Origin of the sequence: Streptomyces liliifuscus (assembly GCF_016598615.1) — a bacterium.
Lineage (GTDB): Bacteria > Actinomycetota > Actinomycetes > Streptomycetales > Streptomycetaceae > Streptomyces > Streptomyces liliifuscus.
Genome location: NZ_CP066831.1, coordinates 6,418,523 through 6,442,975 on the forward strand (window position 1 = coordinate 6,418,523; position 24,453 = coordinate 6,442,975).

At 68.3% G+C, this 24,453-nt stretch carries 25 protein-coding genes and 4 tRNA genes; 23 read left to right on the top strand and 6 right to left on the bottom strand.

What is annotated here, in order from left to right:
• Positions 1–489, bottom strand: coding sequence for a YajQ family cyclic di-GMP-binding protein (locus JEQ17_RS27670; RefSeq protein ID WP_189844605.1), 489 nt, complete (start codon positions 487–489; stop codon positions 1–3).
• Between the two features lie 202 nt (positions 490–691).
• Here JEQ17_RS27670 and JEQ17_RS27675 point away from each other — a divergent pair.
• A tRNA-Tyr gene (locus tag JEQ17_RS27675) sits at positions 692–773 on the top strand.
• A gap of 140 nt (positions 774–913) precedes the next feature.
• A complete protein-coding gene (locus JEQ17_RS27680; protein ID WP_200397727.1) occupies positions 914–1,126 on the top strand; it encodes a hypothetical protein in 213 nt (70 codons plus the stop codon).
• Positions 1,127–1,274: 148 nt separating this feature from the next.
• On the opposite strand, the gene JEQ17_RS27685 is transcribed toward JEQ17_RS27680, so the two are convergent.
• Both JEQ17_RS27685 and JEQ17_RS27690 read right to left on the bottom strand, forming a co-directional pair.
• Positions 1,275–1,649, bottom strand: a complete 375-nt coding sequence (locus JEQ17_RS27685; RefSeq protein ID WP_234048391.1) for a nuclear transport factor 2 family protein — start codon at positions 1,647–1,649, stop codon at positions 1,275–1,277.
• A 71-nt stretch (positions 1,650–1,720) separates the two neighbouring features.
• Positions 1,721–2,377, bottom strand: coding sequence for an NAD(P)H-binding protein (locus JEQ17_RS27690; RefSeq protein WP_200397728.1), 657 nt, complete (start codon positions 2,375–2,377; stop codon positions 1,721–1,723).
• A 65-nt stretch (positions 2,378–2,442) separates the two neighbouring features.
• Here JEQ17_RS27690 and JEQ17_RS27695 point away from each other — a divergent pair, with 65 nt between their 5' ends.
• Complete coding sequence (locus JEQ17_RS27695) at positions 2,443–3,615, top strand: hypothetical protein (RefSeq protein WP_234048392.1); 1,173 nt, start codon at positions 2,443–2,445, stop codon at positions 3,613–3,615.
• A gap of 161 nt (positions 3,616–3,776) precedes the next feature.
• Here the strand turns inward: JEQ17_RS27695 and JEQ17_RS27700 are convergent, their stop codons facing one another.
• Complete coding sequence (locus tag JEQ17_RS27700; protein ID WP_200397729.1) at positions 3,777–5,051, bottom strand: amidohydrolase family protein; 1,275 nt, start codon at positions 5,049–5,051, stop codon at positions 3,777–3,779.
• Between the two features lie 238 nt (positions 5,052–5,289).
• On the opposite strand from JEQ17_RS27700, the gene JEQ17_RS27705 reads away from it, so the two are divergent.
• From JEQ17_RS27705 to JEQ17_RS27750, 10 genes are all read left to right on the top strand, one after another.
• Positions 5,290–5,362 (top strand) — tRNA-Thr (locus JEQ17_RS27705).
• A 46-nt stretch (positions 5,363–5,408) separates the two neighbouring features.
• Positions 5,409–5,481, top strand: a tRNA-Met gene (locus tag JEQ17_RS27710).
• A 97-nt stretch (positions 5,482–5,578) separates the two neighbouring features.
• On the top strand, positions 5,579–5,743 hold the full coding sequence (gene rpmG / locus JEQ17_RS27715) for a 50S ribosomal protein L33 (RefSeq protein ID WP_003948671.1): 165 nt from the start codon (positions 5,579–5,581) through the stop codon (positions 5,741–5,743).
• Between the two features lie 88 nt (positions 5,744–5,831).
• On the top strand, positions 5,832–6,284 hold the full coding sequence (locus JEQ17_RS27720; RefSeq protein ID WP_200397730.1) for a MaoC family dehydratase N-terminal domain-containing protein: 453 nt from the start codon (positions 5,832–5,834) through the stop codon (positions 6,282–6,284).
• Between the two features lie 4 nt (positions 6,285–6,288).
• Entirely contained in the window at positions 6,289–6,717 is a 429-nt protein-coding gene (locus JEQ17_RS27725) for a MaoC family dehydratase (protein WP_200397731.1), read from the top strand.
• 174 nt (positions 6,718–6,891) lie between these two features.
• Positions 6,892–7,461, top strand: coding sequence for a TetR/AcrR family transcriptional regulator (locus JEQ17_RS27730; protein WP_200397732.1), 570 nt, complete (start codon positions 6,892–6,894; stop codon positions 7,459–7,461).
• A 93-nt stretch (positions 7,462–7,554) separates the two neighbouring features.
• The gene (locus JEQ17_RS27735) at positions 7,555–9,000 is read left to right on the top strand and encodes an MFS transporter (protein ID WP_200397733.1); all 1,446 of its coding nucleotides are present in this window, start codon (positions 7,555–7,557) and stop codon (positions 8,998–9,000) included.
• Positions 9,001–9,119: 119 nt separating this feature from the next.
• The gene (locus JEQ17_RS27740; RefSeq protein ID WP_200397734.1) at positions 9,120–9,497 is read left to right on the top strand and encodes a DUF3291 domain-containing protein; all 378 of its coding nucleotides are present in this window, start codon (positions 9,120–9,122) and stop codon (positions 9,495–9,497) included.
• 82 nt (positions 9,498–9,579) lie between these two features.
• The gene (locus JEQ17_RS27745; RefSeq protein ID WP_200397735.1) at positions 9,580–10,635 is read left to right on the top strand and encodes a UDP-N-acetylmuramate dehydrogenase; all 1,056 of its coding nucleotides are present in this window, start codon (positions 9,580–9,582) and stop codon (positions 10,633–10,635) included.
• A 104-nt stretch (positions 10,636–10,739) separates the two neighbouring features.
• Positions 10,740–11,459: a hypothetical protein gene (locus JEQ17_RS27750; protein WP_200397736.1), complete on the top strand. Its 720-nt coding sequence runs from the start codon at positions 10,740–10,742 to the stop codon at positions 11,457–11,459.
• Here JEQ17_RS27750 and JEQ17_RS27755 read toward each other — a convergent pair.
• Positions 11,404–12,432 carry an adenosine deaminase gene (locus JEQ17_RS27755; RefSeq protein ID WP_200397737.1) on the bottom strand — a complete coding sequence of 343 codons (1,029 nt, stop codon included), beginning with the start codon at positions 12,430–12,432 and terminating at the stop codon, positions 11,404–11,406. The two genes, JEQ17_RS27750 and JEQ17_RS27755, sit on opposite strands and share 56 nt — an antisense overlap.
• 149 nt (positions 12,433–12,581) lie before the next feature.
• Complete coding sequence (locus JEQ17_RS27760) at positions 12,582–13,808, bottom strand: pyridoxal phosphate-dependent aminotransferase (RefSeq protein ID WP_200397738.1); 1,227 nt, start codon at positions 13,806–13,808, stop codon at positions 12,582–12,584.
• A 203-nt stretch (positions 13,809–14,011) separates the two neighbouring features.
• On the opposite strand from JEQ17_RS27760, the gene JEQ17_RS27765 reads away from it, so the two are divergent.
• The 10 genes from JEQ17_RS27765 (at position 14,012) to rpoB (ending at position 24,434) form a co-directional block, all read left to right on the top strand.
• Positions 14,012–14,084 (top strand) — tRNA-Trp (locus tag JEQ17_RS27765).
• 110 nt (positions 14,085–14,194) lie between these two features.
• Entirely contained in the window at positions 14,195–14,482 is a 288-nt protein-coding gene (gene secE, locus JEQ17_RS27770; protein ID WP_055517385.1) for a preprotein translocase subunit SecE, read from the top strand.
• A 77-nt stretch (positions 14,483–14,559) separates the two neighbouring features.
• Positions 14,560–15,441, top strand: coding sequence for a transcription termination/antitermination protein NusG (gene nusG / locus JEQ17_RS27775; protein WP_200397739.1), 882 nt, complete (start codon positions 14,560–14,562; stop codon positions 15,439–15,441).
• A gap of 181 nt (positions 15,442–15,622) precedes the next feature.
• Positions 15,623–16,057: a 50S ribosomal protein L11 gene (gene rplK / locus JEQ17_RS27780; RefSeq protein ID WP_030359033.1), complete on the top strand. Its 435-nt coding sequence runs from the start codon at positions 15,623–15,625 to the stop codon at positions 16,055–16,057.
• Between the two features lie 77 nt (positions 16,058–16,134).
• Positions 16,135–16,860 (top strand): 50S ribosomal protein L1, encoded by a 726-nt coding sequence (gene rplA, locus JEQ17_RS27785; RefSeq protein WP_143642867.1) that lies wholly within the window; start codon positions 16,135–16,137, stop codon positions 16,858–16,860.
• A gap of 163 nt (positions 16,861–17,023) precedes the next feature.
• Entirely contained in the window at positions 17,024–17,935 is a 912-nt protein-coding gene (locus JEQ17_RS27790; protein ID WP_200397740.1) for a hypothetical protein, read from the top strand.
• 158 nt (positions 17,936–18,093) lie between these two features.
• Positions 18,094–18,954, top strand: coding sequence for a DUF1396 domain-containing protein (locus tag JEQ17_RS27795; RefSeq protein ID WP_200397741.1), 861 nt, complete (start codon positions 18,094–18,096; stop codon positions 18,952–18,954).
• Positions 18,955–19,263: 309 nt separating this feature from the next.
• Positions 19,264–19,794, top strand: coding sequence for a 50S ribosomal protein L10 (gene rplJ / locus JEQ17_RS27800; RefSeq protein ID WP_055610505.1), 531 nt, complete (start codon positions 19,264–19,266; stop codon positions 19,792–19,794).
• 109 nt (positions 19,795–19,903) lie between these two features.
• Positions 19,904–20,287: a 50S ribosomal protein L7/L12 gene (gene rplL / locus JEQ17_RS27805; protein ID WP_143642864.1), complete on the top strand. Its 384-nt coding sequence runs from the start codon at positions 19,904–19,906 to the stop codon at positions 20,285–20,287.
• Positions 20,288–20,951: 664 nt separating this feature from the next.
• Positions 20,952–24,434, top strand: coding sequence for a DNA-directed RNA polymerase subunit beta (gene rpoB, locus JEQ17_RS27810; protein WP_200397742.1), 3,483 nt, complete (start codon positions 20,952–20,954; stop codon positions 24,432–24,434).
• Positions 24,435–24,453 lie beyond the last annotated feature (19 nt).

Sequence of the window (24,453 nt, forward strand, 5' to 3'; positions counted from 1 at the left end):
TTAGCGGTAGTTGACGAACTGCAACGCGAAGTCGAAGTCCTGGCCCTTCAGCAGCGCCTGCACGGCCTGCAGGTCGTCACGGCTCTTCGAGCTGACCCGCAGCTCGTCGCCCTGCACCTGTGCCTTCACGCCCTTCGGGCCCTCATCACGAATGATCTTCGCCACCTTCTTCGCGTTCTCCTGGGAGATGCCTTCCTCGATCGAGGCGAAGATCTTGTACTCCTTGCCGGAGAGCTGGGGCTCACCGGCGTCCAGCGCCTTCAGCGAGATGCCCCGCTTGACCAGCTTGGACTGGAAGACGTCGAGGATGGCCTTGACCCGCTCCTCGGAGTTGGCCTCCATAAGGATCTTCTCGCCGGACCAGGAGATGGAGGCGCCGACGTTCTTGAAGTCGTAGCGCTGGGAGATCTCCTTGCCGGCCTGGTTGAGGGCGTTGTCGACCTCCTGCCGCTCGACCTTCGAGACGATGTCGAAACTGGAGTCGGCCATGTCCTGTGGCTCCTTGTATCGGGGTGCGTAGTGGCGGCCGTCGAGCACCGCGTCGGTCCCGGGCCGCATCCGCATAAGCCTAGCCACCCGCTCCCCTCCGAGCGCCGATCAATCGGGTGGCGAAGCACCCCCGAGCATCGGGTATCGTTTACGTCGTTGCCACAGAGCGCCGCCAAACAGCGGTTCGAATGGCAGCGACCCCGGCGGTGTGCCCGAGCGGCCAAAGGGAGCAGACTGTAAATCTGCCGGCTCAGCCTACCCAGGTTCGAACCCTGGCGCCGCCACGCTGAGAGAAACCCCTTCCGAACTGTGAGAACGCAGTTCGGAAGGGGTTTCTGCGTGTTTGGGGCGATGCGTCCCGGCGGCCGAGTTCTGGGGCCTGGGCCTCCCCGGCCTCCCGCCGCTTCCTTCGTACCCTGAGTTCATGTCCTCACGTCGCAGGAACTGCCCCGAGTGCCGTCGCGAGATTGCCGTTGTCGCGGGGCGGTTCGCCCGGCACGACCCGCCTGGGGCGCGGGGGAGTGGGGAGCTCGTGTCGTGTCCCGGGTCGCGCAGACAGGCGGAGCTGGGCGCTGCGCAGCCGGCGCTGGACGGGTATGTCGTCGCGGACTTCCCGGGCCAGCTGCCGCTCTTCTGACCCCCGCTGCGCGCTCACTCTCGCTGTCACTGCCCCGGCCGACCCCGCAGCTGCCTGACTGACTGGCCCGCCAGTCCCCTGGCTGACCTCACAGCCCCGCGCTGCACCGCCGATTCCCGGGCGGTGCCGCGCCCCGCCCCCTGGCGGTTCAAGGCCGGCGTACGTCCATCCGGCTCACCAGCCCGTCCGCCCCGAAGGCGTACACGTGCTCGACCGACTCCTCCGCCCAGTGTTCGCCCGTGGCGTCCCGCAGCCCGGGGCGCACCAGGGCGACCACGCGTCGCCCCTCCTCGTCGAGGCGCAGCCCCTCCAGTCGTACGAGGGGGTGTGCGGCCGCGAACTGCGCTGCCCAGTAGGCGCGTACCGCCTCGTGGCCGTGCAGGCGGACCCCGTCGGCGACGTTCGGCCAGTTCACGTCGGGCGCCAGACAGTGGGGGATGAACGCGTCGCGTTCGGCGGTGCTGAAGATCTCGTACATCCTCCGCAGCAGGGCCTCCTGAGCTGCGGGTACCTCAACCGGCACGGATTCTCCCCCTCGCGCTCGTGGGGCGGGGGTGGCCGATCACCGCCCCACGCCCGCGTGCGTGCTCACGGTCAGTTCCCGGCCACCGACTTCACCGCCACGGACACCGGCGCCGACCCGCTGATCAGCTCCAGCGTCAGCCCGGCCGTCGCCGGAGTGTCCACCAGTTCCGCGAGGACCGCCGCGACGTCGTCGCGCGGGATGGGGCCGCGTCCCGTGGCGGCCTCCAGGCGTACGAGACCGGTGCCGGCGTCGCTCGTCAGCATCCCGGGACGCAGGATCGTCCAGTCCAGGCCCCGGTGAGCGCGTACGTACGCGTCGGCCTCGCCCTTGGCGCGCAGATACGCGTCGAAGACGTCGTCCCCGGGGTGCTCCGGATCCGCGCCCATCGACGAAACGACCACGTGCCGACGCACTCCGGCCCGGGCGGCCGCGTCCGCGAAGAGCACGGCCGCGCCCCGGTCCACAGTGTTCTTGCGGTCCACCCCGCTGCCCGGGCCCGCGCCCGCCGCGAAGACGGCGGCGTCCGCGCCCTCCAGGTGCGTGGCGACCTCCTCCACCGAAGCGGACTCCAGATCGCACAGGACCGGCTCGGCGCCGGCCGCCCGCAGATCCTCGCCCTGCTCGGCGCGGCGGATGATCCCCGCCACCTCGTCACCGCGCGCGGAGAGCAGCCGCTCCAACCGCAGCGCGATCTGACCATGACCTCCAGCAATGACAATGCGCATGTTTCCGACCGTACGCCCGGACGACCCCACTCGCCGCACAACCCTGTGGATAACTCGTGGGTCTCATGAACGATCACTGTGTACGAGGGGTGACGCCGCACGGCGTCATGAAGGAGACCGTCATCACCACCACACGCGAGAGCCGCGCGATGCGCATGAGCACTGCCACGCGCCACCGCCCTGCCCTGCGCAAGACCCTCACCGCGGCCGCCTGCACCACGGCGCTGCTCGCCGGCGCGGCCGCCTGCGGCACGGTCGAGAACCTCACCGCCGGTCAGAAGGTCGACCGCGCCTTCGAAGGGCTCGGCGAAAAGAAGTCGCTGGCCTTCGAGTTGGGGCTCGACGCCAAGCCCTCCGCCCTCACGGAACTGGCCAAAGAGGCGGAGCCCGGCGAGGAGTTGCCGCCCGAGCTCGCCGAACTGTTCACCGGAGTGCGGATCAAGGTGTCCGTCGAGTCGAGGAAACCGCTCGCCGACTCGGGTGAGAAGGATCTCGTCGGTACGGGCGTGACGATCTCGGGGCCCGATGGCGTTCTGGCCGAATACCGCCTCGTCGGCGACTTCACGTACTACCGCGCGGACATGAAGGCGCTCGGTGAGGCCATGGGCTTCCCGCTGCCGTCGGCCGACGAACTCCCCGAGAGCGAGAAGGAGCTCAAGAAGGTCATTGAGGGAAAGTGGGTCAAGGTCGACACCAGCGAACTCGACCGGGCCGGGAAGGGCACTCCTGGCTCTGAGAAGGGCGACAAGGGCAGCAAGACCGACCAGCCCGGTGGGCCCGACGAGATCGACACCAAGACCCAGCAGAAGATCCTCAAGGCCGTACGCGGAGTCGTCGCCCGCGAGGTCACCTTCAGCAACGAGGGAGGCAGCGACGGCGTCGAACGGATCGTCGCCAAGGCCTCGTTCCGCGAGCTGCTCACCGGTGTCCTCGACAAGCTCCGTCCGCTGGCCGACGACCTTCCGGCGGGCGCCGAACTGCCCACCGACGAGGACCTCAAGGAGGCCCCGGACAAGAAGATCGCCGTCAACTTCTCTCTGAAGAACGGCGACTTGACCCGTGTCTCCGTAGACCTCGCCGCGCTCGCGGACGGTCCGAAGGGCACCCGGCTCCCCCTGGTGGTCAAGTTCGGTGAGGCGGGCGACGTCAGCGCGCCGTCCGGTGCCACCGAGATACCCGCGGACGGGTTCGGCGGCCCGGGAAGCCCGTTCACCGGGGGCCTGCTGGGCGGCTTCTGACGGCCTGTCCGGAACCCGACGGCCAAGGGCGACCCGATGGCCACGAGAAGGTGGATGTCGAAAGCATCAGCACGCGCGCGTGGAGCCCGAACAGGCTCCACGCGCACGTGCCCGTACTGAAAGCCGCACCCGCCTCAGGCCGCCCCAAGCTCCACGAAGCCTCATGACGGCTCCTCCGCCCGCCCCGTCCTCCCCTGTCGAGGCAGGTCCAACGCCACGGTCACGGCGGAGTTGCAGTACTCCCGCACCGCACTCGTACGCGCCACCACCCGCCCCCGATGCACCACGATCCGGCTGTACGCCAGGGACAACGCCGCGTCGAGCCGGTCCCCGCGCACCGCGAGCAACTCCGCGGGGAAACCGGCCTCCACCCGCACCTCGGGCAGCCCGAGCGCGGCCCGCGCCGACGAACTCACCGCGTCGTAGGCGTCCCCGGCGCGCAGCCCGTACCGCGAAGCCAGCAGATACGCCGCCTCCAGTGGGTCCCCGCGCCCCACGGGGTTCGACACGTCCCTGAGGGCGCCGCTCCCGGCCGCCACGCGCACCCCGGCCGCCCGCAGCAGCCGTACCGGAGCCGTTCCGCGGCGGTCCACGCCCGAGCAGCCGCCCTGGGGCAGACAGATCACGCTCACGCCGGCCGCGGCGAGTTGGTCCGCCGCCCGCGAGGCGACCTCGGAGGGCAGCCGCCCGAGTCCGCCGCAGGGGCCGAGCGTCACCCCGGGCCGCAGTCCGCCGGCCATCGCCGCGAGCCGTGCGAGCCGCGCAGGGTCGTCACCGTCCGTGTGCAGATCGACCGGGCAGCCGTGCTCGGAGGCGACCTCCAGGACCGCCTCCACATATCCCGTCGGATCAGGATCCAAATCTGGACAACCACCCACTACGGAGGCGCCCATTTTCACCGCGTCCCGCAGTATCGCCAGCCCGTCGGCCCCGGCGAGCCCGGTCAGCACCCGCGGCATCGCCACCACGGTCAACTCGGCCAGCCCCCGCAGCGCGCGCCGCGCCTGGAGCACCGCGCCCATCGAGCCCAGCCCCTGCACATCGCCCACGCGCACGTGCGAGCGCAGGGCGGTGGCACCGTGCCCGAGCTGGAGCAACGCGGCCTCGGTCGTACGGCGCTGGACCTCCTGGGCCTCGTACGACACCGGTCCGTCGCCGTCCGCCGACAGGGCGGTGTCCCCGTGCGCGTGGGGCTCGGCCGGGGCCGGCAGGAGCAGATAGCCGGCGAGGTCCACGCGCGCGCTGTGCGCGGTGAGGCTGCCCGCCGTGCCGACCGCCTCGATGCGCCCGCCGCCCAGCCTTACGTCCACGGTCCGGCCGTCGGTGAGCCGGGCACCGCAGAGCAGCAGGTCGGAGCCGTCGCTCCGGCCGGACGAACCCGAGGAGCCCGACGAGGACGAGGAGGAGTGGGGCTGCTGCGGCTGACTGTCGGGCATCGCGCTCCTGGGGCTCGGCGGCCGCTGCGAAGGAGGGACACAAGATCACGCAGCGTGAGTCGAGCCTAGGGCGGCGACCGGCGTGCATCGAGGAGGAGCGGAATAGTCGTACCGGTGTGGTCCGTCGTGCCGGAGGGGCGCGTGAAACTCCCCGCGAGCGGCCCGGAACGGGCCGGGGCAGGTGCCGCGAAACGGATTTGGGCGTTCGGTGGCGGAGCGTGTAATGTCTTCATCGCTCGCCCCAATAGCTCAGTCGGTAGAGCGTCTCCATGGTAAGGAGAAGGTCTACGGTTCGATTCCGTATTGGGGCTCTGGTGTGGAAGGTTCCCGTCGCAAGACGGGAACCGATCACATCACAGCGGTGTAGCTCAGTCGGTAGAGCAAGCGGCTCATAATCGCTGTGTCACCGGTTCAAGTCCGGTCACCGCTACTGACAGTAGCCGATTGTGGGGTCGGTCCTTCGATCGGCTACTCTTCTATGCGTTATAAGCGTTAATCGTCCCATCCGTTCGTCAAGGAGCACTCCTGTGGCTGCCACCGACGTCCGCCCGAAGATCACGCTGGCCTGCGTGGAGTGCAAGGAGCGGAACTACATCACCAAGAAGAACCGGCGTAACAACCCGGACCGACTGGAGATGAAGAAGCACTGCCCGCGTTGCAATGCGCACACCGCGCATCGCGAAACGCGATAAATCAGGCTCGTACACGAGGCCGTCCCCTGAAGTCGGGGGGCGGCCTCGCGTCGTTACACCCAGCTGCGAACCAGGAGGTGCCGGGCCCATGGCGCTCGACCAGTCCTTCGTGGGGCGGTCCTATCCGCCCACCGAGCCCTATGAGGTCGGCCGGGAGAAGATCCGCGAGTTCGCGGAGGCGGTGGGCGACACCAACCCCGCGTACACGGACCCGGAGGCCGCCAAGGCCCTCGGTCACGCCGATGTGATCGCCCCGCCGACCTTCGTGTTCACCATCACGTTCAAGGCCGCGGGACAGGTCGTCCAGGACCCCCAACTCGGGCTCGACTACAGCCGTGTGGTGCACGGCGACCAGAAGTTCGTCTACCGCCGCCCCGTGCGTGCGGGCGACCGGCTCACGGTCACCTCCACCATCGAGGCGATCAAGTCGCTGGCGGGCAACGACATTCTGGACATCCGCGGCGAGGTCCACGACGAGGCGGGCGAGCACGTGGTGACCGCCTGGACCAAGCTCGTGTCCCGCGCGGCCGAGGGGGCGTGAACAGATGACGGCGAAGATCTCGTACGACGACGTCGAGGTCGGCACCGAACTGCCGGCCCAGACCTTCGGCGTGACGCGCGCCACGCTCGTGCAGTACGCGGGCGCCTCGGGGGACTTCAACCCGATCCACTGGAACGAGAAGTTCGCCAAGGAGGTCGGCCTCCCGGACGTCATCGCGCACGGCATGTTCACCATGGCCGAGGCGGTCCGGGTCGTCACCGACTGGACCGGTGACCCGGGCGCGGTCGTCGAGTACGGCGTCCGCTTCACCAAGCCCGTCGTCGTCCCGAACGACGACCAGGGCGCCACGATCGAGGTCAGCGGCAAGGTCGCGGCCAAGCTCGACGACAACACCGTCCGCGTCGACCTCGTCGCGATGAGCGCGGGCCAGAAGGTCCTGGGCATGTCCCGCGCGGTCGTCCGCCTCGCCTGACGGGGCAGGGCCCGCCGGGGCGCGAGAAGCGCAAGTCCGGGGCACGTGAAGCGCAGGTAAGGGGCGTCCGCCATTGCGGGCGCCCCTTACTGCTTGCCTCTCGCACCACCTGTCTTCTCCTCGCCGCGCCCCCACCCCTTGACCTAGTTAGTGATTGAGTACTAACTTGTTCGCATGGTCAGGATGAGCGCAGAAGAGAGGCGCGAGAGCGTCATCCGCGCGGCGATGAGCGAGTTCTCCCGGGGCGGCTACTACGGCACGTCCACCGAGGCGATCGCCAAGCGTGTGGGTGTCTCGCAGCCGTACCTCTTCCGCCTCTTCCCGGGCAAGAAGGCGATCTTCCTGGCGGCGGCCGAGCGGTGCATGGAGGAGACCATGCGCACCTTCGCCGACGCCTCCAAGGGGCTGGAGGGCGAAGAGGCCCTGCACTCCATGGCGAACGCGTACACCAGGGTCATCGCCGAGAACCCCGAACAACTGCTCATGCAGATGCAGATGTACGTCGCGGTGGCGGCTGCCGAGCAGACCGGCGACCACGAACTGGGCGAGGCGGTGAGGGCGGGCTGGATGCGCCTGTGGGACACCGTCCATCTGCCGCTCGGTGCCGATGTCGACGAGACCACGACCTTCATGGCGTACGGAATGCTCGTCAACTGCCTGGTGGTCATGGGATTCCCGCCCGACCACCGGGTCTGGGAGGGGCTATACCCCTCGGCCCGGGCCAAGGGTCGGCTCGAACACTGAACCAGGGGTGGCGGAGATTGCCGCCCTTTCATGCCCGTGAAAGTTAGTCAGCAATAACTAATTGAAGTCAGCGATCACCCGCTGGGGGAAGCGATGTCACAGCAGACCGCACGTCGCGGGGGAGCCGTCTGGGCCCTCGTCATCACCAGCGTCGCCGGGTTCATGGCGGCGCTCGACAACCTCGTCGTCACCACCGCCCTGCCCTCGATCCGTGAGGACCTCGGGGGAGACCTCCCCGATCTGGAATGGACCGTCAGCGCGTACACGCTCACCTTCGCCGTGCTGCTGATGTTCGGCGCGGCCCTGGGTGACCGGTTCGGCCGGCGCCGGCTCTTCCTCGTCGGCATCACCGTGTTCACCGGCGCGTCCGCCGCCGCGGCCATGGCGCCCGGCATCGACTCGCTGATCGCCGCCCGCGCGGTCCAGGGCGTCGGCGCCGCCATCATGATGCCGCTGACGCTGACCCTGCTCACCGCCGCCGTTCCGGCCGCCAAGCGCGGGATGGCGTACGGGATCTGGGGTGCCGTCAACGGTCTCGCGGTCGCTTCGGGGCCGCTCATCGGCGGCAGCCTCACCGAGCACATCTCCTGGCAGTGGATCTTCTGGCTGAACGTTCCGCTGGGGCTGGCGCTCCTGCCGCTCGCCCGGTTGCGGCTGTCGGAGTCGTTCGGCGTCGGCGCCCCGCTCGACATCCGCGGCACCCTGCTGGCCAGCGGTGGCCTCTTCGGGATCGTGTACGGGCTGGTCCGGGCGCCCGTCGTCGGCTGGACGGACGGGATCGTCCTGCTGGGGCTGTTCGCGGGCACCGCTCTGCTCGTCGGCTTCGTGCTCCACGGCATCAACGCCAAGAACCCGATGCTGCCGATGCGGCTCTTCCGCAACCGGGCCTTCGCCGGGATCAACGCGGCCAGCCTGCTGATGTTCCTCGGGATGTTCGGCTCGATCTTCCTGCTCAGCCAGTACATGCAGGGAGTCCTCGGCTACTCGCCCACCGAGGCGGGACTGCGCATGCTGCCCTGGACGGGCATGCCGATGCTCATAGCGCCCGTCGCCGGCTATCTGTCCGACCGGATCGGCGGCCGCCCGGTCGTCGCCGCGGGTCTGTTCCTGCAGGCCGTCGGGCTCGGCTGGTTCGCCACCGTCATCGCGCCCGACACGCCGTACGCCACACAGTTGCCCGCCCTGATCATCAGCGGCGTGGGCATGTCCCTCTTCTTCGCCCCCGCCTCCAACCTGGTCATGTCCAGCGTCAAGCCGCAGGAGCAGGGAATCGCGTCCGGCGCCAACAACGCGCTGCGCGAGGTCGGCGGCGCGCTCGGTATCGCGGTGATGGCCTCGATCTTCTCCGCCCAGGGCGGCTACGGAACCGCACAGACCTTCGTGGACGGCACCCAGCCGGCGCTCTGGGTCGGCTCCGCCGCGGTGGCCGTGGCGGGAGTCGCGGCACTGCTCATCCCCGGTCGTCGCCGTGCGACGGAGGCGGCGGACGAGAACGCGGAGACCCCGCCCGAGCGGGTGCTGGAGACGGCCTCCCGCTGAGGGCCTCACCGAGTCCGGAATCCAAACGCTCGCTTCGCCTTCGGCTCGCAGTTGGCTCGCGGTTGGTCCGGATGTCGAACCCACGAGAGTTCGGAAATCAAACCGAAAGGAGTCCGATCATGCCCACCCTTCCCTGGACCGTGCCGAACAAGCCGCCGCAGGGCGCCGAGGTGCACGTCTTCGCCTCCCGCTTCGAGACCCGCACCCGCTGGGGAGCGCTGAAGTTCTTCGCCAGGACACCGGCCGTCTGGCGGCAGGTGAGCAGGGCCCCGGGAGCGTACGGCGCCACGCTCAAGGCGGCCCCGCTGCGGCGGACCTTCTGGACCCTGTCCGCCTGGGAGTCGCCCGCGGCGCTCAAGGCCTTCGCCCGCTCCGGCACGCACGCGCCGACCGCCCGGGGCCTCGGCCCCCAGATGCGGGACGCGAAGTTCGTCTCCTGGACGGTCACGGCGGACGACCTCCCGCTCGACTGGCCGGAAGCATTGCGCCGTCTGTGACCGACCACCGCCGCGGACAGCTGCCCGGCCCCGAGAACGGCCCCGCCCCGACCGGCGGGGCCGTTCTCGTACTCTTGGGCACGTGCTGGAACTCCACGACGCCCCGCTCGCCCCGCTGACCACCTTCCGGCTCGGCGGCCCCGCCGCGCGCCTGATCACCGCCACGACCGACGCCGAGGTGATCGCCGCCGTCCGCGAGGCCGACGACTCCGGCACGCCGCTGCTGCTGATCGGCGGCGGATCCAACCTGGTCATCGGCGACAAGGGCTTCGCGGGCACGGCCCTGCGCATCGCCACCCGCGGCTTCGCCCTCGACGGTACGAAGCTGGAGCTGGCCGCAGGCGAGGTGTGGACCGACGCCGTCGCCCGCACCGTCGAGGCCGGTCTCGCGGGCATCGAGTGCCTCGCCGGAATCCCGGGCTCCGCGGGCGCGACACCCATCCAGAACGTGGGGGCGTACGGCCAGGAGGTGTCGTCGACGATCACCGAAGTGATCGCCTACGACCGGCGGACCCGTGAGACGGTCACCGTCGCGAACGCCGAGTGCGCCTTCTCGTACCGCCACAGCCGTTTCAAGGCCGACCCCGAGCGCTTCGTCGTGCTGCGCGTCCGCTTCGACCTGGAGAACGCCTCCGGGCTGTCCGCGCCGATCAAGTACGCCGAGACGGCCCGGGCCCTCGGTGTCGAGCCCGGCGACCGCGTGCCGCTGGAGAAGGCCCGCGAGACCGTCCTGGAGCTGCGCTCCGGCAAGGGCATGGTGCTCGACCCGGAGGACCACGACACCTGGTCGGCCGGCTCGTTCTTCACCAACCCGATCCTCACCCACGAGGAGTTCGCCGTGTTCCACGCGCGCGTGGAGGAGCGCCTGGGTGACGGCGTGCTCCCACCCGCGTACCCGGCGGGCGACGGGCACACCAAGACCTCCGCGGCCTGGCTGATCGACAAGTCCGGCTTCACCAAGGGCTACGGCACCGGCCCCGCCCGCATCTCCACCAAGCACACCCTGGCCCTCACCAACCGCGGCGAGGCCACCACGGAGGACCTCCTCGCGCTCGCCCGCGAGGTCGTCGCGGGCGTCCACGCCGCCTTCGGGATCACGCTCGTCAACGAACCGGTGACGGTCGGCGTCAGCCTCTGAGGCACCCCCCGGGGTGCGCCCGCCGCCCCCGAGCGCGGCGGCGGGATATTTCGCTTGCCGGTCGCCCGGCCCGGCGATCACCCTGGGGCCATGAGAGAACTCCTGTGCGGCTGAGGGGCGACGAGTTCCGGCCGAGCGCCGGCCGGTACGCGTTCCGGGTGGTCCAGCCGCGCCCCGCGCTGCGCCACACCACGCTCAGCGACCCCTTGCGGGGCTGGGGCTATCTGGTCGGCGACCACGACGGACTGGCCCGCCTCGCCGCGCTGTTCTCGTTCGCCGCGTACTCCCGGCACACGGTCGTCCACGTCCCGCTGCGCGACAGCGTGCCCAGGACGTACGCGCCCGGAGTGCCGGTCGACCTCGTCCTCGCCCACCGGTCACTGGGCCTGCGGCCCTCCGTGTGGCCGTCGCTGCGCCGCGGGCTGACCCGGGGCACCCCGGGCACCGTCCGCACCGACGAACAGCGCACCGCGGACCACGCCGCGGCCTGGCAGGCGCGCTGGGAGCAACGCTGGGAGCGCCTGGACCCCGTCGACCGGATCCGCCCCGCCGTGCACGCCCGGACACTGTTCCTCTTCGGCGCCCGGGACACCTTCGCCTCGGCGTCCGTCCAGCTGGAGGTCGCGGCCGGCTTCGGCCCGCGCCACAAGAGGGCCGCCAAGGGATACGACGTGCTGGTCACCTCGCTCACGACACACCTGCCCCTGAGCCGGGGACGTCACACGGAACTGGACATCGGCTTCCAGGCGTATCCGCCCTACGCGCACTTCAGGCGACCGGGGCGCTCAGCCAGTCGTCGATCCCGGACAGCAGCTTCGCCTTGATGTCCTGCGGGGCCGCAGAACCCCGTACCGACTGCCGTGCGAGCTCGGCCAGTTCGGCGTCCGTGAAGGCGTGATATTGGCGCGCGATGTCGTATTGGGCCGCCAGCCGCGAGCCGAACAGCAGCGGGTCGTCCGCGCCGAGCGCCAACGGGACCCCCGCCTCGAAGAGCGTGCGCAGGGGGACGTCCTCCGGCTTTTCGTACACGCCGAGAGCGACGTTCGACGCCGGGCAGACCTCACAGGTGATGCCCCGGTCCGCGAGCCGCTTCAGGAGCCACGGGTCCTCGGCCGCCCGCACCCCGTGTCCGATCCGCGAGGCGTGCAGGTCGTCCAGGCAGTCACGGACGGACGCCGGGCCCGTCAGTTCGCCGCCGTGCGGCGCGGCCAGCAGCCCGCCCTCACGCGCGATGGCGAAGGCCCGGTCGAAGTCCCGCGCCATACCGCGCCGCTCGTCGTTGGAGAGCCCGAAGCCGACGATGCCGCGGTCCGCGTACCGCACGGCCAGCCGGGCCAGCGTGCGGGCGTCCAGCGGATGCTTCATCCGGTTCGCGGCCACCAGGACCCGCATCCCGAGCCCGGTCTCGCGCACGGCCGAGTCCACGGCGTCCAGGATGATCTCCAGCGCCGGGATCAGCCCGCCCAGCCGGGGCGCGTACGAGGTCGGGTCGACCTGGATCTCCAGCCACCCCGAGCCGTCCTTGAGGTCCTCCTCGGCGGCCTCCCGCACCAGCCGCTGGATGTCCTCGGGATCTCTGAGGCACGACCGCGCCGCGTCGTACAGCCGCTGGAAGCGGAACCAGCCGCGCTCGTCGGTGGCCCGCAGTTTCGGTGGCTCCCCGCTGGTCAGCGCGTCGGGAAGGTGGATCCCGTGCTTGTCGGCGAGTTCCAGCAGAGTGGTGATTCGCATCGACCCGGTGAAATGCAGGTGCAGATGAGCTTTGGGCAGCTCAGAGACCTCACGTACGTGCTCCATTCCAGGATCCTGCCGTACGCCGAGTCCGTATCGGTAGCGCTTTCCCTGAACGTGGTCTTGCTCGCACTGAGACACGAACCAGGACACGAAGAAGCGGGCCGCCTCCCTGGGAGGCGGCCCGCTTCTTACCCCACTCACGGTGAGGAGGTTCAGTCCTTGGCCTCGGACAGCAGCTTCTGGATCCGCGAGACGCCCTCGACGAGGTCCTCGTCACCCAGCGCGTACGAGAGCCGGAGATAGCCCGGCGTGCCGAAAGCCTCGCCCGGGACGACCGCGACCTCGGCCTCCTCCAGGATCAGCGCGGCCAGCTCGACGGAGTTCTGCGGGCGCTTGCCGCGGATCTCCTTGCCGATGAGGGCCTTCACCGAGGGGTACGCGTAGAAGGCGCCCTCGGGCTCCGGGCAGAGCACGCCGTCGATCTCGTTGAGCATCCGCACAATGGTCTTGCGGCGGCGGTCGAAGGCCTCGCGCATCTCGGCGACGGCCGTCAGGTCGCCGGAGACGGCGGCGATGGCGGCGGCCTGGGCGACGTTCGACACGTTCGACGTGGCGTGCGACTGGAGGTTCGTCGCGGCCTTCACCACGTCCTTCGGGCCGATGATCCACCCGACACGCCAGCCGGTCATCGCGTATGTCTTCGCGACGCCGTTGACCACGATGCACTTGTCGCGCAGCTCCGGCAGGACCGCCGGGAGGGAGGTGAACTTCGCGTCCCCGTAGACCAGGTGTTCGTAGATCTCGTCCGTCAGCACCCACAGACCGTGCTCGACGGCCCAGCGGCCGATGGCCTCGGTGTCCTCGGCGCTGTAGACCGCACCCGTCGGGTTGGACGGCGACACGAAGAGGACGACCTTCGTCTTCTCCGTACGGGCCGCCTCCAGCTGCTCGACCGAGACGCGGTAGCCGGTCGTCTCGTCCGCGACGACCTCGACCGGGACACCGCCGGCGAGACGGATCGACTCCGGGTACGTCGTCCAGTAGGGCGCCGGGACGATGACCTCGTCGCCCGGGTCGAGGATCGCGGCGAACGCCTCGTAGATGGCCTGCTTGCCGCCGTTGGTCACCAGGACCTGGGAGGCGTCAACCTCGTAGCCGGAATCGCGCAGCGTCTTGGCGACGATCGCAGCCTTCAGCTCGGGAAGGCCGCCGGCCGGCGTGTACCGGTGGTACTTCGGGTTCTTGCAGGCCTCGATGGCGGCCTCGACGATGTAGCCCGGGGTCGGGAAGTCGGGCTCACCGGCGCCGAAGCCGATCACCGGACGTCCTGCGGCCTTGAGGGCCTTGGCCTTGGCGTCCACGGCGAGGGTGGCGGACTCGGAGATCGCACCGACCCGGGCGGAGACCCGGCGCTCGGTGGGAGGGGTTGCAGCGCTCATGGGCCCATCGTTCCAGACACGAAACCTCTCCGGCACACGGGTTTCACAGACTGAGCACCGGCCGACAAAGTCCTTACGGACACTTTCTGTTCGACGACCGGCCGTCGACCACGTACACTCTCACCTCGTTGGCCTTCACCGGCCGCGCCCACCCGGTGCACACCGAGCACCCGGGCGGATGCGGTACGTTGTTGGGGAAACAAAGGGTCGTAGCTCAATTGGTAGAGCACTGGTCTCCAAAACCAGCGGTTGGGGGTTCAAGTCCCTCCGGCCCTGCTACACACTCCTTTCGCCAGGATGTGTGCGCATGTACGTACTGCATTGCACCGCCGTGCGGCTCATACCCGGGCGCGGCACGGCCACGACCCGGAATCAGGTGAGGACGAGTGACGGACGCCGTGGGCTCCATCGACATGCCTGATGCCCAGGATGAGGCGCCGGAGTCCCAGAAGAAGGGCCGCAAGGGCGGTAAGCGTGCCAAGAAGGGCCCGCTGAAGCGCCTTGCCCTCTTCTACCGCCAGATCGTCGCGGAACTCCGCAAGGTAGTCTGGCCGACCCGGAATCAGCTGACGACGTACACCACAGTGGTGATTGTGTTCGTGGTCATCATGATCGGTCTGGTGACTCTGATTGACTTCGGACTCGACAAGGCCGCCAAGTACGTATTCGGCTGAGCCAAGCGCGAAGGGCGCCGTACCCGGCGCCCGCTTTCGCGTGTTCCACCCCCATGATCCAGGAAGAAGCAGCCACCGTGTCTGACCCGAACCTGAACGACGCCGGCGAGTCGGTCGAGTCCGTTGACGACGAGCTCGACATCGTCGAGGGCGCGGACGTCGAGGACGAGGTCGAGGCTGCCGACGCCGAGGCCGGCGAGGCCGCCGAAGAGGCTGCCCTGCACGTCGAGGACGAGTCCGGTGAGGACGTCGAGGCCGACGTGGACGTCGACGAGCCGGCCGTCTCCGACGAGGCCGAAGAAGCCGAGAAGCTCGAAGAGCCCGAAGAAGAGGCCGAGCCGGTCGACCCCGTCGTGGCCCTCCGCGAGGAGCTCCGCAGGCTGCCCGGCGAGTGGTACGTCATCCACACGTACGCGGGTTACGAGAACCGCGTGAAGACGAACCTCGAACAGCGTGCCGTCTCCCTGAACGTCGAGGACTTCATCTTCGCGGCCGAGGTGCCGCAGGAAGAGGTCGCGCAGATCAAGAACGGCGAGCGCAAGACCGTCCGTCAGAACAAGCTCCCCGGCTACGTGCTGGTGCGCATGGACCTGACGAACGAGTCCTGGGGCGTCGTCCGCAACACCCCCGGAGTCACCGGCTTCGTGGGCAACGCGTACGACCCGTACCCGCTGACGCTGGACGAGATCGTCAAGATGCTCGCCCCAGAGGCCGAGGAGAAGGCCGCCCGCGAGGCCGCCGAGGCCGAGGGCAAGCCGGCTCCGTCCCGCAAGCTCGAGGTCCAGGTGCTGGACTTCGAGGTGGGCGACTCGGTCACCGTCACCGACGGCCCGTTCGCGACGCTGCAGGCGACCATCAACGAGATCAACGCCGACTCGAAGAAGGTCAAGGGCCTCGTCGAGATCTTCGGCCGCGAGACCCCGGTCGAGCTGAGCTTCGACCAGATCCAGAAGAACTGACCCCTCGCGGGACGATCTTCCGGAACACACGCCTCCGACCAGGTCAGACGGGCCTTCACAGCCTGTCTGACCTGCTCGGTTTTTGGCCGCACACAGATACCCGTTATCGTTGTGCGGTATGCCTCCGTCCGGATGATCCGGATCGGCGGCTGAAAACTCTCACTAGGACCCGGAGAGAGCAATGCCTCCCAAGAAGAAGAAGGTCACGGGGCTCATCAAGCTCCAGATCCAGGCCGGTGCGGCCAACCCGGCGCCGCCGGTCGGCCCCGCACTGGGCCAGCACGGCGTCAACATCATGGAGTTCTGCAAGGCCTACAACGCCGCGACCGAGTCGCAGCGTGGCTGGGTGATCCCGGTGGAGATCACGGTCTACGAAGACCGCTCCTTCACCTTCATCACCAAGACCCCGCCGGCCGCGAAGATGATCCTCAAGGCCGCGGGCGTGGAGAAGGGCTCCGGCGAGCCGCACAAGACCAAGGTCGCCAAGATCACCCAGGCGCAGGTCCGCGAGATCGCCACCACGAAGATGCCCGACCTGAACGCCAACGACCTGGACGCCGCGTCGAAGATCATCGCCGGCACCGCCCGTTCCATGGGCATCACGGTCGAGGGCTGACCTCCACCCCGTAGGAAAGACCGTGGCAGGGCCTGCTCGGCCCACACCACGACTCCTCAGAACACACAGGAGCAGTAGTGAGCAAGCGCAGCAAGTCTCTCCGCGCTGCGGACGCCAAGATCGACCGGGACAAGCAGTACGCCCCGCTCGAGGCCGTCCGTCTCGCCAAGGAGACCTCCACGAGCAAGTTCGACGGCACCGTCGAGGTCGCCTTCCGCCTGGGTGTCGACCCGCGCAAGGCCGACCAGATGGTCCGTGGCACCGTGAACCTCCCGCACGGCACCGGTAAGACCGCCCGGGTCCTGGTCTTCGCGACCGGTGACCGTGCCGAGGCAGCGACCGCCGCGGGCGCCGACATCGTCGGCTCCGACGAACTCATCGACGAGGTGGCGAAGGGCCGTCTGGACTTCGACGCCGTCGTTGCCACCCCGGACCTCATGGGCAAGGTCGGCCGCCTGGGCCGTGTCCTCGGCCCGCGTGGTCTGATGCCGAACCCGAAGACCGGCACCGTGACCCCGGACGTGGCCAAGGCCGTGACCGAGATCAAGGGCGGCAAGATCGAGTTCCGCGTCGACAAGCACTCGAACCTGCACTTCATCATCGGCAAGACCTCGTTCGACGAGACCCAGCTGGTGGAGAACTACGGCGCCGCGCTGGAGGAGATCCTCCGTCTGAAGCCGTCCGCCGCCAAGGGTCGCTACATCCGGAAGGCCGCGATCAGCACCACGATCGGCCCCGGCATCCCGCTCGACCCGAACCGCACCCGCAACCTCCTCGTCGAGGAGGACCCGGCCGCCGTCTGAGCCTGACGCTCACCGGCAGCCGCGTCGCACACGCGATTCCAGGACGGGCCCCGCAACCTTTCGAGGTGCGGGGCCCGTCCCTCTTTGTCAGATGCCCGTTTCCGGACCGGGTGTCAGTGCCCTGCGCTAGCGTGCAAGGCACAGGAATCGCATAGGGGGACGAATGAAGAGCACTGCCGTGCGACGCGCGACTGTCTCGATCGCGATGGCCGCCGCGCTGACGGGGGTCGCGGCCTGTAGCGGCTCGGACTCCGAAGGGGGCTCGGGCGGGAGTTCCGGCGGGGGCGACAAGGCGGCCGGCAAGGCCAAGACGCAGGCGAACCCGATCGTGGCCCTGCGCTCCGTCGAGAAGTCCACCGACAAGGCCGACTCCGCCAAGGTCGAGTCCACCACGACCATGGGCACGATGATGTCCATGGAGGCGGACGGCGCCCTCGGCTGGTCCGACGGCCTCACCGGCACCCTGACGATCACGTACACCGGCGGCACGATGGCCGACCAGATGCGCCAGCTGGGCACCACCTCCATGGAGGCCCGCTATCTGCCGGACGCCTACTACGCGAAGATGGGCGACAAGTTCGCCGAGCAGTCCGGCGGCAAGCACTGGATCAAGTACGCGTACGACGACCTGGCGGACCTCGCCGGCGGATCGGGCGCGTACATGAAGGACCAGATGCAGAACACCACGCCGAACCAGTCGGTGAAGCTCCTGCTGGCCTCCGGGGACGTCAAGAAGGTCGGCGAGGAGAAGGTGCGCGGCGAGAACACCACGCACTACTCGGGCACGGTCGACGTGGCGGACCTCGCGGGTGAGAGCTCGAACCTCACCGCGGACCAACTGGCCGACATGAAGCGCCAGCTGGAACAGGCCGGAGTCACCACCGAGACCATCGACATATGGGTCAACGACGAGGATCTGCTGGTCAAGAAGGTCGAGAAGGGCGAGCTGGCGACCGGCTCGATGTCCTCGACGGCGTTCTACAGCGACTACGGCGTGAAGGTCTCCACCGAGGAGCCCCCGGCCGGTGACACCGCCGACTTCAAGGACCTGATGCAGACTCAGCCGGCGGCTTGAGAGCTCTCGTACGGGACACAGGTGGGGGCGCCACCCAGGCGTCCCAGGCGTCCCGGCTGTTCACATGGGCCTCAAGGAACTCGGAGGACTGGCCGAGTCCCTCTGGGATACGCTCGCGCCCTGTCTGTGAGTCGCTCATCTGTTCCTTGGGGGGAACCATGAAGTTTTCTGTGCGCGGATCCGTGCGTCGTAGGACGACCGGTGCGGCACTCGCCGCGCTGGTGCTCGCCGGGGGTGCCGTCGGCTGTTCGAAGGACAGCGCGAGCCAGGAGTCGCCGAAGATGACGCCCGCCGCGGCCGTGGCCAAGGCGGCGAAGAACACGGAGGACATCACCTCCATCAGCTACCGGATGACCGGCAGGACCCCTGAGGAGGGGCGCGTCAAGGCCGATGCCCAGATGCGCATGAAGCCCGACGTCGCCATGAGCATGAAGATGACCGCCCTCGACCAGGGCGCGGACGGCACCGCCGAGATCCGCCTCGTCGACAAGGCGATGTACATAGGCGGCGGCGCCGCGGCCGCCAAGGAGATGGACGGCAAGAGCTGGATCAAGTTCGACCTGTCCACGCTGGGCGACGACGCGCTGGGGGGCGCGGCTCCGGGCGCCGGTACGGCCGACAAGAACCCGGCCCAGGAGTCCACCTTCCTCACCGGCTCCAAGGACGTGAAGAAGGTCGGCACCGAGAAGGTCGACGGCGTCGAGACCACGCACTACAAGGGCACCGTCACCCTCGACGAGTTCCGCAAGTCCCTCAAGGACGAGAGCAAGGCCACCCGCGAGCAGCGGGAGAAGAGCCTTGAGCAGTACGAGAAGATGGGCGTGGACGCGCTCACGATGGACATGTGGATCGACGGCGACGACCGCACCAAGCAGTTCCGTATGCAGGGTGACGCCGACAAGGGCAAGCTCGACATGACCATCACCTTCGTCGACTACAACAAGCCCGTGACGGTCGAGGCGCCGCCCGCCAAGGACGTCATGGACCTGGCCGAGATGATGGGCGACATCGAGAGCTGACATCGGCGTCGGCCGGCGTATGACGTCGGCCGACGTACGGATTTGCTTGACAGCGACCCGTTCACGTAACCTTCCACAGAAGCCAAAGACCGCTGGTCGTTGCCGTGTGCTCCTAGAGGGCGCGGTGACCGAAGGATCCGCTGAAACTGCGGACGACCCGCGTAGGTGACTGTGGATGAACTCCCGGGCAGTCCTGTACTTCGTACGGATCCGTTCGGTCGAGTCACGCCCCGTGCGCCTGCGCCGGGGCGTTTCGTTTTCCCAGTCTCCTTCTGAGCGGTCCTCATCACCCGGAAGGAGGCCACGCTTATGGCAAGGCCCGACAAGGCTGCCGCGGTAGCCGAGCTCGCGGACCAGTTCCGCAGCTCGAACGCCGCTGTGCTGACCGAGTACCGGGGTCTCACCGTGGCGCAGCTCAAGACGCTGCGTCGTTCGCTCGGTGAAGACGCCCAGTACGCCGTGGTGAAGAACACGCTGACCAAGATCGCGGCCAACGAGGCCGGGATCTCGACGCTCGACGACCTGTTCAACGGTCCGACGGCGGTTGCCTTCATCTCCGGTGACCCGGTGACGTCGGCGAAGGGTCTTCGTGACTTCGCCAAGGACAACCCCAACCTCGTCATCAAGGGCGGTGTCCTTGACGGCAAGGCGCTGTCCGCCGACGAGATCAAGAAGCTTGCGGACCTCGAGTCCCGCGAGGTTCTGCTCGCCAAGCTGGCGGGTGCCATGAAGGGCAAGCAGACTCAGGCTGCGCAGCTCTTCCAGGCGCTTCCGTCGAAGTTCGTCCGCACTGCGGAGGCGCTTCGCGTCAAGCTCGAAGAGCAGGGCGGTGCCGAGTAATTCGGCTCGCGCATTGACCGCCGCCTGAGGCGACGGTCGTAGCGGGCCGAACGTACGCCCGCCTCACCAGTACATCCGGCACCTGCCGATTTAGTGGAAGGACGCCATCATGGCGAAGCTGTCCCAGGAAGAGCTGCTCGCGCAGTTCGAGTCCCTCACCCTCATCGAGCTCTCCGAGTTCGTTAAGGCCTTCGAGGAGAAGTTCGACGTCACCGCCGCCGCCGCGGTCGCCGTTGCCGGTCCCGCCGGTGCCGCCGCCCCCGCCGAGGCCGAGGCCGAGCAGGACGAGTTCGACGTCATCCTCACGGGTGCCGGCGACAAGAAGATCCAGGTCATCAAGGTCGTGCGTGAGCTGACCTCCCTGGGTCTCAAGGAGGCCAAGGACCTCGTGGACGGCGCTCCGAAGCCGGTCCTCGAGAAGGTCGCCAAGGACGCCGCCGAGAAGGCCGCCGAGTCCCTCAAGGGCGCCGGCGCCTCCGTCGAGGTCAAGTAACACCACGAGTCGTCCGCCGCGGCGCCTGTGGGCGCCCCGCGGCGGCGGCTCGAGTGAGCCGACACAGCCTCTCCCGCAGGGGCTGTAACGCTGACGCACCGAAGAGCGATCATCCATCTGGGTGGTCGCTCTTCGGCGTTCGAGGGGGCCGTGCGGCGACTGCCTTGCGCTGTCGGTCGCTACGAGTATGGTGATCTTCGTTCGTGCCTCCGGCCGCCCTGTGACGGGCAGCAAGACAGGTTGCAAGACGGGTTGCAAGTGACGATGGCAGCACCCGGTTCGGGCATGGGGGGCCTTGACGAACCGCACGCAGCGCGCAATTCTCAGGACGCGTCGTCACAACGATCCGGATCCGAGGCATGGATCGGTGGCGAAGAGGGCAGTATCGATGTGCATCGAGGGCGTGGCTTGCAGCAGGGGTTGAGAACAACGAGGGTCTTCAAAAACCCGCACTGGACATCAGTGGGCCTAGTGGCTACACTGACCCTTTGCGCTGCCTGTTAGCTGCCTCCTGCCCGTCACCAGGGGCATGCCCTCGCTTCAGCACTGTGGATTGAACCGATCCTGACCTGGCCTTTTGGCTGATTCAGGAAACGGCTGTCCCGGTGTCCGGCTTGGGACCGGTACGCGCGTAGTGAGTCCGAGCCCTCGGAAGGACCCCCTCTTGGCCGCCTCGCGCACTGCCTCCGCGAATACGAACAACGGCGCCAGCACCGCCCCGCTGCGCATCTCTTTTGCAAAGATCAAGGAGCCCCTCGAGGTTCCGAACCTTCTTGCGCTGCAAACCGAGAGCTTCGACTGGCTGCTCGGAAACGACGCGTGGAAGGCTCGTGTCGAGGCGGCTCTGGACAGCGGACAGGACGTCCCCACCAAGTCCGGTCTGGAGGAGATCTTCGAGGAGATCTCCCCGATCGAGGACTTCTCCGGGTCGATGTCCCTGACATTCCGCGACCACCGCTTCGAGCCTCCCAAGAACTCGATCGACGAGTGCAAGGAGCGCGACTTCACGTACGCCGCCCCGCTCTTCGTCACGGCCGAGTTCACCAACAACGAGACCGGCGAGATCAAGTCCCAGACGGTCTTCATGGGCGATTTCCCGCTCATGACCAACAAGGGCACCTTCGTCATCAACGGCACCGAGCGTGTCGTCGTGACGCAGCTGGTCCGTTCGCCGGGTGTCTACTTCGACTCCTCCATCGACAAGACGTCCGACAAGGACATCTTCTCGGTCAAGGTCATCCCCTCCCGGGGTGCCTGGCTGGAGATGGAGATCGACAAGCGCGACATGGTCGGTGTCCGCATCGACCGCAAGCGCAAGCAGTCCGTCACCGTTCTCCTGAAGGCTCTCGGCTGGACGACCGAGCAGATCCTCGAGGAGTTCGGCGAGTACGAGTCCATGCGCGCCACCCTGGAGAAGGACCACACCCAGGGCCAGGACGACGCACTGCTCGACATCTACCGCAAGCTGCGTCCGGGCGAGCCCCCGACCCGTGAGGCCGCGCAGACGCTTCTGGAGAACCTCTACTTCAACCCGAAGCGCTACGACCTCGCCAACGTCGGCCGTTACAAGGTCAACAAGAAGCTGGGCAGCGAGGCCCCGCTGGACGCCGGGATCCTGACCGTCGAAGACATCATCGAGACGATCAAGTACCTGGTGAAGCTGCACGCCGGTGAGACCGAGACCGTTGGTCCCAACGGCGCCTCGATCGTCGTCGAGACCGACGACATCGACCACTTCGGCAACCGTCGTCTGCGCAACGTCGGCGAGCTCATCCAGAACCAGGTCCGTACGGGTCTGGCGCGTATGGAGCGTGTCGTCCGCGAGCGGATGACGACTCAGGACGTCGAGGCGATCACGCCGCAGACCCTGATCAACATCCGGCCGGTCGTCGCCTCCATCAAGGAGTTCTTCGGCACCAGCCAGCTGTCGCAGTTCATGGACCAGAACAACCCGCTGTCGGGCCTGACGCACAAGCGTCGTCTCAACGCGCTCGGCCCGGGTGGTCTGTCCCGTGAGCGGGCCGGCTTCGAAGTCCGTGACGTGCACCCCTCGCACTACGGCCGCATGTGTCCGATCGAGACCCCCGAAGGCCCGAACATCGGCCTGATCGGCTCGCTCGCCTCCTACGGCCGGATCAACGCGTTCGGTTTCGTCGAGACGCCGTACCGCAAGGTCGTCGAGGGTCAGGTCACCGACGACGTCGACTACCTCACCGCCGACGAGGAGGACCGGTTCGTCATCGCGCAGGCCAACGCCTCGCTCAATGACGACATGCGCTTCGACGAGGCTCGTGTCCTGGTCCGCCGTCGTGGCGGAGAGGTCGACTACGTCCCCGGTGACGACGTCGACTACATGGACGTCTCCCCGCGCCAGATGGTGTCCGTCGCGACCGCGATGATCCCCTTCCTGGAGCACGACGACGCCAACCGTGCCCTCATGGGCGCGAACATGATGCGCCAGGCCGTGCCGCTGATCACCGCCGAGGCCCCCCTCGTCGGTACGGGCATGGAGTACCGCTGCGCCGTCGACGCCGGTGACGTCATCAAGGCCGAGAAGGCGGGTGTCGTCCAGGAGGTGTCCGCGGACTACATCACCGTCGCCAACGACGACGGCACGTACACCACGTACCGCGTCGCCAAGTTCTCGCGCTCCAACCAGGGCACCTCGGTCAACCAGAAGGTGATCGTCGACGAGGGCGACCGGGTCGTCGAGAACCAGGTTCTCGCCGACGGTCCGGCCACCCAGGAAGGCGAGATGGCGCTGGGCAAGAACCTGCTCGTCGCCTTCATGCCGTGGGAGGGTCACAACTACGAGGACGCGATCATCCTGTCGCAGCGCCTCGTCCAGGACGACGTCCTCTCCTCGATCCACATCGAGGAGCACGAGGTCGACGCCCGTGACACCAAGCTCGGCCCCGAGGAGATCACCCGGGACATCCCGAACGTCTCCGAGGAGGTCCTGGCCGACCTCGACGAGCGCGGCATCATCCGCATCGGTGCCGAGGTCGTCGCCGGCGACATCCTGGTCGGCAAGGTCACGCCCAAGGGTGAGACCGAGCTGACCCCGGAGGAGCGCCTGCTCCGCGCGATCTTCGGTGAGAAGGCGCGCGAGGTGCGCGACACCTCGCTGAAGGTGCCGCACGGCGAGATCGGCAAGGTCATCGGCGTCCGCGTCTTCGACCGTGAGGAGGGCGACGAGCTTCCCCCCGGTGTGAACCAGCTGGTGCGCGTGTACGTGGCGCAGAAGCGCAAGATCACCGACGGTGACAAGCTCGCCGGCCGTCACGGCAACAAGGGCGTCATCTCCAAGATCCTGCCGATCGAGGACATGCCGTTCCTGGAGGACGGCACCCCGGTCGACATCATCCTCAACCCGCTGGGTGTCCCGTCCCGAATGAACCCGGGACAGGTCCTGGAGATCCACCTCGGCTGGCTCGCCAGCCGCGGCTGGGACGTCTCCGGTCTGGCGGACGACTGGGCGCAGCGCCTGCAGTCCATCGAGGCCGACAAGGTCGACCCCGGCACGAACGTCGCCACCCCCGTCTTCGACGGTGCGCGTGAGGACGAGCTGGCCGGTCTGCTGCAGCACACCATCCCGAACCGCGACGGCGAGCGCATGGTGCTCCCCACCGGTAAGGCGCCTCTGTTCGACGGCCGCTCCGGCGAGCCGTTCCCGGAGCCGATCTCGGTCGGCTACATGTACATCCTCAAGCTCCACCACCTGGTCGACGACAAGCTCCACGCCCGCTCGACCGGTCCGTACTCGATGATCACCCAGCAGCCGCTGGGTGGTAAGGCCCAGTTCGGTGGCCAGCGATTCGGTGAGATGGAGGTGTGGGCGCTGGAGGCTTATGGCGCCGCTTACGCCCTCCAGGAACTGCTGACCATCAAGTCCGACGACGTGACCGGCCGCGTGAAGGTCTACGAGGCCATCGTCAAGGGCGAGAACATCCCCGAGCCCGGCATTCCCGAGTCCTTCAAGGTGCTCATCAAGGAAATGCAGTCGCTCTGCCTCAACGTGGAGGTGCTGTCCTCGGACGGCATGTCCATCGAGATGCGCGACACGGACGAGGACGTCTTCCGCGCCGCGGAGGAGCTCGGTATCGACCTGTCCCGGCGTGAGCCGAGCAGCGTCGAAGAGGTCTGACGGGTCTGGCCGGGGCTTC